This is a genomic window from Bacillus sp. Root131, assembly GCF_001429475.1.
Taxonomy (GTDB): Bacteria; Bacillota; Bacilli; order Bacillales; family Bacillaceae_G; genus Bacillus_A; species Bacillus_A thuringiensis_S.
This window is the reverse complement of sequence record NZ_LMJQ01000001.1, coordinates 927,590-940,350: the sequence shown is the minus strand read 5'-3', so window position 1 is coordinate 940,350 and position 12,761 is coordinate 927,590. Positions and strand designations below refer to the sequence as shown.

Sequence of the window (12,761 nt, the reverse complement as noted above, 5' to 3'; positions counted from 1 at the left end):
CCCCTATTTTTCATTAAGTGAACTATCTCTTAACCCTAAAGCTTTTAACATTGTTTGGAACTTAGCTGATGTTTCTGCTAACTCATCTTCTGGTTTTGACTCAGCAACAACTCCAGCTCCTGCATATAAACGAAGTGTATTTTCTTGTACTTCAGCACAACGAATTGTAACAATCCATTCTCCATCTCCATTTAAATCGCTCCATCCTAGCATTCCTGTAAAGAACTCGCGGTCAAATGGCTCAATATACTGTATAGCCTCTCTTGCCTTTTCCATCGGAGTTCCGCAAACTGCTGGCGTAGGATGAAGGGCAATTGCTAATTGTAAAGAAGAAGTATTTGGATCCTTAAGTTCACCTTTCACTTCTGTAGACAAATGCCACATCGCTTCACTATGAATAACTGATGGCTTTTCTGGAACATGTAATGTATGACAATACGGACGAAGTGCAGCGGCAACCGCTTCAACTACTACCGCATGTTCATGTAAATCTTTTGGAGAAGAAAGTAATTCCTCTGCTCTTCTTTTATCTTCTACTGGGTCCTCACTACGTGGCCTCGAACCAGCTAACGGGTTAGAAATAACTTGCATACCATTACGTGAAACAAGTAATTCAGGGCTTGCTCCAATTAGCGTCTTACTGTTCTCTTTTTCACCTTTCGGTAAATTCACAGCAAATGTATAACCATGCTTATTATGCTCTGCTAATTCTCGCAGAAGTTTTTGCTTATCAATCTTTTCGGAAGATTTAACATCTAACGATCTAGATAGAACGATTTTCTTCAAATCACCGTCCTGTATTTTTTTAATTCCTTGCTTCACACCATTCATATAAACTTCAGGTTCTGGTACTGGCGTCATTTCAAATGTTACGTTCTCATTTGTTTCAAGCTGATTGGTTGTATCAAATTGTAAACGCTCAGAAATTCTACTATATTCTGGTACGATAAGTTGGACTTCTTTTCTACGATCAAATGGCAAAGCACCCATAACAATAGGATTTGGATTTCCAGCTTGTTTCGCATTACTTAATGTCGCTTGCACAAGCTCTGGGAAACTTTCAATTTCACGATGCTTTACTGTAGTAAACTCTCCTTCTGCTAATATCGTTCGAGTTGGTGAAGCAAAAAAGAACGAAGATTCAGTCTTATAATCTTCTAAAAGTTTTTCTGACAATTCCTTTACAGCTGTATGTTCACTCATAATATAATAACCTCCTGATTTTTTATTAAACTCCTAACGTAGCACCGCCATCGACACATAAATTGTGCATTGTAATATGACTTGCTCTATCTGAAGCTAAAAATAACACTGCTTCAGCAACTTCTGAAGGTTGTGCAATTTTTTGTAATGGAATTCCGAGTCTATATGTATTTTGAGAACCAGCAATTATATTTTTAGCTCCATTCTCATCAGCCCATAGTAATCTTTGCATCTCAGTTTCAGTAGAACCTGGAGAAACTAAGTTGCAGCGTATATTGTATGCTGCAAGCTCTAATCCTAAACACTTCATAAACATCGTTGTTGCAGCCTTTGACGCAGCATACGCAGCCATCTCCATTCTCGGCGTATTTGCCGCATTTGAACCGACTGTAACAATTGCCCCTGATTTTCTTAACATCATATTTTTACTTACCGCTCGGGACATATTGAAAACCCCTGTAGTATTTACAGAGAATGTTTTATTCCAATCTTCATCACTTAACGAATGAATTGCTCCCATACGTAAAACCCCTGCAACGTTTACTAAAATATCTATTGGCGCTATTTCATTTGCAATATGATTTACAATGTCTTCAACAGCAGTGCTATCACTCACATCTAAACGAAACGTTTTCATACGTGTTTTATTTAATTCATTTTGATTTAAGAGTACATTTAACCCCTCTTCATTTTGATCAACCGCAATAACTGTGGCTCCTCTTTCTAAAAACATTTTGGCAACGACACTGCCTATGCCTTGTGCTGCACCTGTTACTAAAACTGTTTTCCCATCAAATTCCCCTAAGTTCATTTTCTCTATCCTTTCACATAAACATTAATTTCATTAAGTAACACTAATAATAATGATATTGATTTTCATTATCATCAGCGTTGTAAAAAATAATACACTTACTAAACTAATTGGTCAAGTGCGCATTACTTTAAAATCTATTTTATTGATAATGTTTTTCATTTACTATCTTACACCGAAATGATAATGTTTCTCAATAAACTTGTCAATCTTTTTTTATTTTTCAGATAAAGTATTTTAATGTTTCTTAATAAAATCATATGTAAACGCATTAAAAGTACTTATATTATAAATAAAATTCAAACTCCTCTTTTTAAAATTGAAGAAGATAAACTAGAGCTACGTTCATTAACAACGCTTTATGAAAAACTCAAGTATATATTTTCTCAATATTTTTCTGAAAACAAATCTTGCAAATACTAATGAATGTCTTCTTTGTTATTTAAGATTTAATATATATTTCGAATGCGATGTATTAATTTATTATATTCCAATATAATCCAAATAAGTACTTCACTCACTTTTACATCTATAAAAATCCAAAAAGTAATTTAACCTTGTTAAAATAACTCATAAAAAAAGCATCCTAATTAATAGAATAGGATGCTTTTTCGTAATCATAGTGTTATAGAAGATTTATATACTTATGCTACGCTGCGATACTCTTCTTCTTGTTCTTTTTTATGTTTAGGTGCTTGAATTAAAATTGCGATAATGAATGACACGACACATAATACACCAATCACCATGAATGTTGGTTTGAATCCACCCAGAAGTGCACCGATAAAGGAACCTGCAAGCGCCCCAAATCCAAATCCTTGATACACAATTCCATAGTTCTTACTATGGTTTTTCATACCGAAGAAATCACCAACAATAGCTGGGAAAATAGTGATATTTCCACCAAAGCAAAACGCTACACTTGCTACACATACGAAGTAAATACCATAATTTAAATCTACAAAACTTAGAACTAAAACTGAACTCGCCATAACAACAAAAGTACCAGTAACGATTTTTAAACGACCAATTTTATCCGATAACGGTCCTAAAATAATACGACCTAATGTATTAAAGATTGCAACCATAGCCACCGCATTAGCTGCTGTTGCTGCGCTAAGTCCCACAAGTTGAACACCAATGTCTTTTACCATACCAATTAAGTATAAGCCACTCATACATGATGTAAATAACATTATAAATAATAAGTATACTTGTTTTGTGCCTAACATTTCTTTCGTTGTGTATTCCTTAGTTTTTGTTTCATGAACTGCTCCTTGATCTGCGGCTTGATGGATTAAACAAGCACCAATTACAATCATAGCTGTAACAATTAAACCCCAGTATATAAATGCTTGCGATACACCAACTGATTCAATCAACTGTGCATTAACATATTTAAAAATTAAGCTACCTGAACCATATGCAGAGACAGAAATACCAGCAATTAAACCTTTACGCTCCGGAAACCACTTTATTAAATTTGATAGTGAAGTGATATATGCTGTACCATCTGCATAACCTACAACAACTCCTGCTAGTACATAAAGCAATATTAATGAGGACGCTTGTGAACTAAGTATTAATCCTAGTCCTAATGCTAATCCAGCTATCATAATAAGTTTACGAAGTCCCCATTTTTCTTGCAATTTACTCGCAAATAAAGTTGAAAATGCTAAAGAAAGACTAGTAATTGAGAAAGTTATCGCAACAGCGTTAAGACTCCAACCATATTTACTAACTAAAGGCTGATTGAATAAACTCCATGTATATATCGTTCCAAGCCCCATCTGTACTATAACTGTGCCAAGAACAACAAACCATGGATTAACAGTTGATTTTTTCATACCTTTCCGCCTCCTCTTTCTATTTCAATGCTATTCGCTAAATTTACTTTTTTTATGTTCATTTTGGTCACCTCTTTTGATTTAACACCTTCATTGTATAAGATGTTTCCGCCTATGTAAGCACTTACAAGATAGAGCGTCAAAAACATGGAATCAGTTACAGAAAACGAAGGACGAAATACAAAAAACTACTGATTAAATACATAAGTAGCTTTTATAATGTTTAGCTTCAATACAACTTACAACTGTTTTATCATCTTCTTTTATAAAAATTATGTCTCATGTTATACAATTGCTAAATTAAAATTTCCCTTTACAAGTAGAAAAAATTTTTATACTTCGATGTACCTTATTTTTTATAAAATCACAAATTTTTTTCCAATAAATAAAACTAAATATTCACTAATATATCTATCCGTGGTTTAATATATATAATAAAAAATATTTCTGTCTTTAAGGAGGTACTATGAAAGCAAACGTAGGGGATACTATACTTTTTCAACGAAACAATTTAAAGATTACAGGATCTGTACTAAAACTTTATACTGAATCGGTCTTAGTTGAAATTACAAATGTAAGCGGTGGTACTTTTGAATTTGATCGAACAATTGTAAATCATAAAAACTATAAAGTTTTAAATACAAATACATAAAACAACACAAAATAGCCCCTGCTCAACAGCAGGGGCCATTTTATATAAAAATATTTCACTAGTTTATATACCCTAAAACATTAACAATCTTACTCGCTTTTAAATTGTTAATATGATAATAAATTTCTAAACCTCTTCTCTCTGCTCGTAACACTTTACCCTTCATTTTTGATAAATGTTGTGAAACAGTAGATTGCGGAATATTCAGTAACTCTGTTAATTGTGTTACATTACAAGTTTTTCTCGTACTTAATTCATTTACAATTTGCAGGCGGATTGGATGCGCCATAATTTTTAAAATATCTACATCTTCTTCTGAAACTAAAGTTTTTCTCATTTCACTCGTATATGTTGTCATAAGACATTCCCCTTTTATATGAATTCCATATTCATAAGATCTATTTCCAAATTTTTTAAAACCCTTGATTAAAACTTTCATATAGAAATAAAAGGATTTTAAATTTTTGAAAACAGAACTTACATTCACTTTATTTATTTATTTGGTACATATACATAATACAATGTTAATATGTGCTCTATGTGAAGTTCGCATAAATTTGTGATGAAGATTTATTTAGCCACTCGCATCCTACTCATCTAATTACCCACTGCATAAAATCATCAGTTATTTTAACACATTTTAGGCGTTTGTATATACTATTTATAAAACAACTTTTATAAAGGGGAATTCATATGCCTACAGCGTTACAAGAAGAAGTCGAAGAAGCACGGGAAACATATGTCAGTCGTATCATCTTAGTTGGAGGATCCGCTTTATTTTTAGTAGGCGGAGTTATCTCGGCAATTTCAGCCTTTAAAACTTATAATCGTTTAGAGAATACGCCGCCTTCTACAGATAATTCATAGATATTTTATAAAATAAAACGTCGTCTCCAATGAAGAGACCACGTTTTATTATTCATACATATGACACTAAAAGTATCGGTAGGTTCCCTACTCCATTTTCTAGGCTTACTTCACCACAAACCTAGTCTGACTACACCCATCCTTCTGCTTCGTTACTTCTAATACAGCCGGCATTGCGTTTTTCAGCTCTTGTACGTGTGAAATGACACCGATAAATCGGCCTGATTTTTGTAAGTCAATTAAGGCATCTACTGCTTTCGTTAATGATTCTTCATCTAATGAACCGAACCCTTCATCGATGAACATCGTTTCGATGGAAATACCACCTTCATATGCTTGAATTACATCTGCCATTCCTAGCGCTAAGCAAAGTGATGCGTTAAATTTCTCTCCGCCAGATAATGTTTTTACATCACGTGTTTGACCAGTGTATGCATCGTACACATCTAATCCTAATCCACTTTGACGGTTTCTCTTTTCAACTCGCTCACTTCGTTTTAAATAAAATTGTCCATTTGATAATTTACGTAGTCGTTCGTTTGCGATTTGAACAATTTGTTCTAAATACTCAATTAGGATGTAACGTTCAAATGATATACGACTTTCGTTATCACCTTTCATTACTTCATATAGATCAACAAGTTCTTGGAAAGCTTTCTCTTCATCGTGAATTTGTTCGTCAATACGTCTAATGTTTTCATGTAAATCAGAAATATATGTTACCGCATTTTGCGCACGTTGACGTTTTTCTTTAATTATATCGAGATTAATTTCTAGTTCTTTTATGTGTTCACCTAAAGATGTAATATCCATATACTCTTTATCTTTTAATTCTGAGTTTAACTCTTCAATTTGTTTTGCAAGCACTTCGAGAGATGAATAATAACCTTGAATTTCTTTTTGTAACATCTCCATCTGGGCATCGCTTAATTTGGCTTCTTTATACGTGAATTGATCTGTAAACCCGCTTTGTTCTAGCTCTTTCATAAAGCGTGCGAAAGTTTCTTCTTTCTTCAATTTTGCACTTTCAAATTGATTAGAAGCACCTTTCTGTTCAGCTTGAATACGTATATTTTCATTTTGCCAATGCTGATACGCTTCCTGCACTTTCTTCCATTCGTCCTCCATTAACCTAAGTTCCTGCATAGCTTGGTCCAACTGTGCTTTCCAAGCTTGTACTGTTTGTAAGTTTTCTGGAATATTTCGTTTATCATGTTCATATGACGTACGAAGTTGCATGCACTCCATTTCTGTACGGTGCTGCATTGTTTCTACTTCCCGTTTTTGTTTCTGAAGTTCTTCTATTTTTTCTTCTACGCTTTTCATGTTCACAGCAATCTGCTTACGTGTTTCTTCACTTGCTTTTAACGTATTCACGTCTGCTGCTAATTGTTTTCCTTTTTGAACAAGTGCACTATATGTTTCAGCTAATTTTTCCGAGTTGTAGCCGCGCTTCACAACTTCTTCTATCACTTGTTCATATTGTAGTCGATAAAAATTCCATTTCTCCTCTACTTGCACATTTAATTTTTCAGCAATGTTCTTCTTATCTCTTAAATCGTTTAACTCTTTTTCATCGATCGCATTACTTTGCTCTGTAGCTTTTTGTGGATGATTCGTACTACCACATACCGGACAAGATTCACCATCATGTAAATGAAGAGCTAGTATACCAGCTTGTTCACTTAACCAGCGGCGCTCCATGTTTTCATACGCACGAACTGCCACTTGCATTTTATTATTTGCCGCTTCTTTTTCTTGCTCAAATTTTTGTTTTTCTTGCCAAACATCATATGCTTGCTTTAAAACTTTTGCATCTTCTCGCATATTGGTTAGTTCTTCTACTTTAGCTACATATTGCTCAAGTGCTTGTTCTAATTGCTGCAATTCATCAGACATTCCCTGTTTTTGACTTGTATGCTCTTCTAGTTGTTGATCCAACTTTTGCATACTTTCTTTTAATTTCCCTATTTGAATTTCGGCATTTTGTAAATTCAGCTTTCTCTCAGCTAATGATTCAATGATCGCTTGTAACTCTTCTAATCTTTGAACAAGTTTTTTAGCCTCTTCTCGTTCAAGTTCTTTATTCTTTACTACTTCATACTTCTCCTGAGCAAGCTCAAAACTATTCATTATCTGTTCTTGTTTGACGATTATCTGTTTTAACAAACTTTCAGCTTTCTGCTCATTTTGCATCGCTTCTTCATACCATTGTTCAAATGGTAATAAGCGTTTTGCTTGTTCCGCACGTTTAAAGGATTTTTCTTTCCCTTCAATTGCTGCACGGTTCTCTTGTAAAGTGTTATATTTCTCATTCTTTTGTTGTAAATCTATAAATTTCTCATTTACAGATTTTGCTGCATGAAAACGTGTTTCTGCATCCTTTAATTGCTTCGTTTGAACATCTTGTTCTACTTGTAATTGCTCAACCTCTGCCTTATACACGGTTGTTTCTTGTTCTAACACTTCTACTACTTGATGCGTATTTACATGTTCTTGTGCCACTAATGTCTCTAATAATGCTCCATCACGGATTGGTAATTTAAAAACATTACGGAAATAGAGCTCTCTCTCTTTTTGTTTTTCTTGCAAGACGTCTTTCCATTGTTTTCTCTTTTGATCAAGTAACTCACGCATTAATTTATAACGATCCGTTTTAAAAATACGACGTAAAATCTCTTCTTTATTTTCCGTCTCAGATGTTAATAGTTTTCGGAATTCCCCTTGGGGTAACATAACAATTTGGCTAAATTGATGTTTACTTAACCCAATTAAATCTTCCATTTTTTTGTTTACGTCTGTTACATGAAAACGATCGACGGCTGGAACGTTTTCTCCATCAATAACTTCATATAATTCTACTGCATGTCCTGTAATAGTCTTATTCCCTTGTTTTTTATGTCCAAGTTGTCGTTTTATTTCATAGCGTTTCCCTTTTAACTGAAAGGTTAGTTCAACACTTGTATAAACATTATCATCAGCAAATTGACTTCGAAGCATGCTCGTATCACTACGTTCTTCTCCGCTAGCCTCACCATATAATACATAACAAATCGCATCAAAAATCGTTGTTTTTCCAGCTCCCGTATTCCCAGAAATAGCGAAAATACGATGTTCTCCAAGATCTTCAAAATCGATTACTTCTTTCTGTTTATATGGCCCGAATGCTGTCATAATAAGCTGAATCGGTCTCATCCTCGTTCACCTTCCCGCTCTTGCACTGTTTGTAATACATCTATAAATAGGCTTTCTTTCTCTTCTGATAAATCTAACCCTTTCATTTCTTTATAGAAAGCCTTTAAAAGAGATAAATCATCCGTTTTATGTCTTGAAACAGTTACTTCATTTGTATCTGTGAGTTCTCGCCGTTGCATCGCTCTTTCAACGTGCATTGCATTTGGATATACAGATCGTATTTTCTCCATTGGCTGTAAGACAGGATTTTCGTCTAATAATTTTACAAATACGTAATCTTCACTTACTGGGTGCTGTAATAATTCATCTATTTTCGCTTCTACTGTTCGCATTTTACGACGTGGTAAAAGTAACCTTTTTTCAATCGCTACTTCACCGGTTTCATTCATTTCTACAATGTAATAACCTTTTTTATGTTTCTCTTCAGAAATAGAATAGGCAAGTGGTGAACCAGAATATCGAATCGTCTCATTACGTACAAAATGCGCTTGATGTAAATGTCCAAGCGCTGTGTAATGAAACTTATCAAAATAATGACTATTTACATATTCAGCACCACCAATTGAAAGTGGTCGTTCTGCATCACTTGTATTCTCCTCCGCTTCTCCTGAAGAAGTTATAAATGCATGTCCAACAAATACATGTCTAGCTTCTTTATCCATCGTTTCAGAGAGCTCATTCATAAAAATGCGCATCGCATCATCATGAGAACGTACGTCTTCATTTTTCAACACGTGTCTAACTATGCTTGGGTCTGCATACGGTATTAGATGGAAGTGAACCTCTCCATATTCATCATTTAGTACGACAGGTTCATACGGGAATTGAAATTGACCTACAATATGTAATCCCTGTTTTTTCATTAAACCACTTCCAAAATGGATACGATCCGGACTATCATGATTACCAGCTACTGCAATAACTGGTGTTTGTAATTCAATAACTATTTTTTGCAGCACATCATTTAATAAGTCTACTGCTTCTGTAGGTGGAATTGCTCGGTCATATAAATCCCCTGCAATAATTACGGCATCTGGTTTTTCTTCTTCAACCGCCTGTACAAACTGATCTAATACAATCTTTTGGTCTTCAGTCATATACACGCCATGAACAAGCTTACCTAAATGCCAATCCGCTGTATGAAATAACTTCATATTTTTCTACTCCTTTTAATTTACTGATTTTAGTGAAACGAGTTGATAGTTTATTGTAGTTTTTCCGTTCTCCCACTCTAGCTTCAATATCGTTGCACTTCCAATTCTTTCTTCATTTGATTTATATAAAGGCAATATTTCTTGAATTGTAAATAAGTGATAACCATCCAATATTAATTGAAATATATTTTCTTCAATATGTAATCTTACTTCTTTTTCATTTGAAATAATTTTTGTGTGCATCTCAAATTTCATGATAGATACAACCCCTTTTTATAATCTCTACATTTTAATAGTATAGTGGCTATGCAAGATTGACAAGTACATACACAGCAAAGTACACACTTTTCTATTGTTATATGTTTTATGTATTTTATATAAAATACGGTATGTGAAATTTTATATTTTCCCCAAAATAAAAATGTCTATTGTGACATCTTTATTTTTGTATAAAGTCTTTCATTACATAATATAAAACGGTAATTAAAACGATTGCGACGAAAAATGAGAACACTGCGACAATGTACCCATCTTTATTTAATAAAATACAGAATGAAATAGATATTATAAAAATCGGAAATACGAGACGTACTTTATCCTTCACTTCTTCTGTCGTATCTGTATGATGAAAATACTGCGTTATTCCTATCATTAAAAAAGACAAAATAATAACCGACAATAGTAAAGGTCCTGGCATTCCGATTTCTCCTTTCTCTATTTCTAATTCAGTGTAAAGTTTTTTATTACAATTGTACGATTCATTTTTTCTTCAAACACTCTTTTTAGAATTGATAATGAACAATTCACACCTATATAATAGCGCTTTTATTATTATAACTTCAAATAATTACACTTACAGTAATGTTGTAATATTCCCCCTTAGTCTCTGAAATCCTGCAAAGATAACTCGTCAAAATATGCGGTGACCAAATTAATATTTACCGTCAACTTTTGACAAAATTTATAAAGGACATTTCAGTACATATCAAGAATTAAGAATAAGAAGATATGTAAGGGAGGATGCATTATGACTGAACACGTTTTATTTTCTATTAGTGAAAACGGCGTTGCAACAATTACTTTAAACCGTCCAAAAGCACTTAATTCTTTATCTTATGACATGTTACAACCTATCGGACAAAAACTTAAAGAGTGGGAACACGATGAGCGTATTGCACTTATCGTGTTAAAAGGTGCTGGCACAAAAGGTTTTTGTGCAGGCGGCGACATTAAAACTCTTTATGAAGCGCGTTCCAATGAAGTGGCATTGCAACATGCAGAACGTTTTTTTGAAGAAGAGTATGAAATTGATACATATATTTATCAATATACAAAACCGATTATTGCTTGTTTAGATGGAATTGTAATGGGCGGTGGTGTCGGTCTTACAAATGGTGCGAAGTATCGCATTGTAACTGAGCGTACGAAATGGGCAATGCCAGAGATGAATATCGGCTTCTTCCCAGACGTCGGAGCTGCATATTTCTTAAATAAAGCACCTGGATATACAGGACGCTTCGTTGCTTTAACAGCATCTATTTTAAAAGCTTCTGACGTATTATTTATTAATGCTGCTGATTACTTTATGACATCTGATTCATTACCAGAGTTTCTTACTGAACTTGAAAGTGTAAATTGGCATAAAGAAGATGATGTACATACTAATTTAAAAGAAGTTATTCGTACATTTGCAACTGCTCCAAACTTAGAAAGCGAGCTGACTCCTTCATTAGAAGCAATCAATTCACATTTTGCTTTCGATACAATTGAAGAAATCATCCATTCATTGGAGAAAGATGAAAGTTCCTTTGCTCTAAAAACAAAAGAAACACTGTTATCAAAATCCCCTATTTCACTAAAAGTAACCTTAAAACAGTTTATTGATGGACAAGATAAATCCGTTGAAGAATGCTTCGCTACGGACCTTATACTTGCTAAAAATTTCATGAGACATGAAGATTTCTTCGAAGGAGTACGCTCCGTTGTCGTTGATAAAGATCAAAATCCGAATTATAAATATAAACAGTTAAGTGACGTTTCAGAAGAAGATGTGAATCGTTTCTTTAACTTACTTAATGCATAAAATGAAACTGTAATGCGTGGGTGTTTTGTTCATCCCCCACCTAACTTCTTTGCTTCAGCTAAATCTTGTGCGGTGGAAATCTTACTACCCGCAAATAGCTGGATAAAATCGAGGCTATATAGTAGTGTAATTACAGCTACTATATAGCCTTTTTATTTAATGATTTTTAATAAGATTTAATTTTATTAAATCCACTTTTGTGCTACACTAATTTTAATCAAATATTCTAAAAATAAAAAGGAGGGACGGCTATGATAGAAAATTATCTTCTTTTCATCATTATGTCTATTTGTCTTATCATTTTACCTGGTCCAGATACAGCAATGGCTACGAAAAATACATTGATTGCCGGTAAAGTCGGTGGAGTAAAAACAGTGTTCGGTACATGTATCGCGCTATTAATTCATACTTTAGCTGCTGTAATTGGTCTTTCTGCACTTATTGTAAAGTCAGCTCTTTTATTTTCTATTTTCAAGTACGTTGGGGCTCTCTATTTAATATATATCGGTATTAAAGCCCTTTTAGCAGTAAGAAATAAAGAAGGCGTAGATACAAATGATATATCTTTAAATAATGAAAACAAACATACTTCTTGCTTTCGCCAAAGATTTCTAACGAATTTATTAAATCCTAAGATAGCAGTCTTCTTTTTAACTTTTTTACCGCAATTTTTAAATCCAAATCATAATACATTTATTCAACTTCTTGTAATGGGCCTTACTTACCTCGTTTTAACCGCCTTTTGGTTTGCGTTTTATATATTTTTAATTGATAAAATTAGTGCTTTTATGAAAAAACCGAAAACGCAACGTTATATTCAAGGGCTAACAGGAATCGTCCTAATTGGATTTGGTGTTAAACTAGCTTTTGAAAAAAGTAATTGATAAAAACGAAAAACACCACTATTAATAGTGGTGTTTTTCATTTCACAACTAATTTGACAGTCTAC

The 12,761-nt window shown here is 33.6% G+C and carries 12 protein-coding genes; 4 read left to right on the top strand and 8 right to left on the bottom strand.

All coding sequences use genetic code 11. The features are described from left to right. Positions 1–3: 3 nt before the first annotated feature. The 3 genes from dhbC to ASE54_RS04775 all read right to left on the bottom strand — a co-directional run bounded on the left by dhbC (position 4) and on the right by ASE54_RS04775 (position 3,861). Entirely contained in the window at positions 4–1,203 is a 1,200-nt protein-coding gene (dhbC, locus tag ASE54_RS04785; RefSeq protein ID WP_001289293.1) for an isochorismate synthase DhbC, read from the bottom strand. Positions 1,204–1,228: 25 nt separating this feature from the next. Beyond that, positions 1,229–2,014: a 2,3-dihydro-2,3-dihydroxybenzoate dehydrogenase gene (dhbA, locus tag ASE54_RS04780; protein ID WP_001048427.1), complete on the bottom strand. Its 786-nt coding sequence runs from the start codon at positions 2,012–2,014 to the stop codon at positions 1,229–1,231. 644 nt (positions 2,015–2,658) lie between these two features. Continuing rightward, on the bottom strand, positions 2,659–3,861 hold the full coding sequence (locus ASE54_RS04775; protein WP_000750108.1) for an OFA family MFS transporter: 1,203 nt from the start codon (positions 3,859–3,861) through the stop codon (positions 2,659–2,661). A gap of 466 nt (positions 3,862–4,327) precedes the next feature. Here ASE54_RS04775 and ASE54_RS04770 point away from each other — a divergent pair, with 466 nt between their 5' ends. After that, entirely contained in the window at positions 4,328–4,513 is a 186-nt protein-coding gene (locus tag ASE54_RS04770; RefSeq protein WP_000646793.1) for a YkvS family protein, read from the top strand. Positions 4,514–4,571: 58 nt separating this feature from the next. Here the strand turns inward: ASE54_RS04770 and ASE54_RS04765 are convergent, their stop codons facing one another. Next, complete coding sequence (locus ASE54_RS04765; RefSeq protein ID WP_000214801.1) at positions 4,572–4,871, bottom strand: metalloregulator ArsR/SmtB family transcription factor; 300 nt, start codon at positions 4,869–4,871, stop codon at positions 4,572–4,574. 335 nt (positions 4,872–5,206) lie between these two features. Between ASE54_RS04765 and ASE54_RS36205 the strand changes: the two genes are divergently transcribed. Next, complete coding sequence (locus tag ASE54_RS36205; RefSeq protein ID WP_001141667.1) at positions 5,207–5,380, top strand: hypothetical protein; 174 nt, start codon at positions 5,207–5,209, stop codon at positions 5,378–5,380. Positions 5,381–5,485: 105 nt separating this feature from the next. Here ASE54_RS36205 and ASE54_RS04760 read toward each other — a convergent pair whose 3' ends face one another. From ASE54_RS04760 to ASE54_RS04745, 4 genes are all read right to left on the bottom strand, one after another. Then, complete coding sequence (locus ASE54_RS04760) at positions 5,486–8,575, bottom strand: SMC family ATPase (protein WP_001247459.1); 3,090 nt, start codon at positions 8,573–8,575, stop codon at positions 5,486–5,488. Next, positions 8,572–9,729, bottom strand: a complete 1,158-nt coding sequence (locus ASE54_RS04755; RefSeq protein WP_000765156.1) for an exonuclease SbcCD subunit D — start codon at positions 9,727–9,729, stop codon at positions 8,572–8,574. The genes ASE54_RS04760 and ASE54_RS04755 overlap by 4 nt, the downstream gene beginning before the upstream one ends. Positions 9,730–9,744: 15 nt before the next feature. Next, positions 9,745–9,984 (bottom strand): DUF2584 family protein, encoded by a 240-nt coding sequence (locus ASE54_RS04750; protein ID WP_000667344.1) that lies wholly within the window; start codon positions 9,982–9,984, stop codon positions 9,745–9,747. 184 nt (positions 9,985–10,168) lie between these two features. Further along, entirely contained in the window at positions 10,169–10,426 is a 258-nt protein-coding gene (locus tag ASE54_RS04745; protein WP_001119404.1) for a hypothetical protein, read from the bottom strand. A 330-nt stretch (positions 10,427–10,756) separates the two neighbouring features. Here ASE54_RS04745 and ASE54_RS04740 point away from each other — a divergent pair, with 330 nt between their 5' ends. Together ASE54_RS04740 and ASE54_RS04735 are read left to right on the top strand one after the other, a co-directional pair. Beyond that, complete coding sequence (locus ASE54_RS04740) at positions 10,757–11,812, top strand: enoyl-CoA hydratase/isomerase family protein (RefSeq protein ID WP_000134894.1); 1,056 nt, start codon at positions 10,757–10,759, stop codon at positions 11,810–11,812. A 251-nt stretch (positions 11,813–12,063) separates the two neighbouring features. Further along, positions 12,064–12,696 carry a LysE family translocator gene (locus ASE54_RS04735; RefSeq protein ID WP_000572347.1) on the top strand — a complete coding sequence of 211 codons (633 nt, stop codon included), beginning with the start codon at positions 12,064–12,066 and terminating at the stop codon, positions 12,694–12,696. Positions 12,697–12,761: the final 65 nt, after the last annotated feature.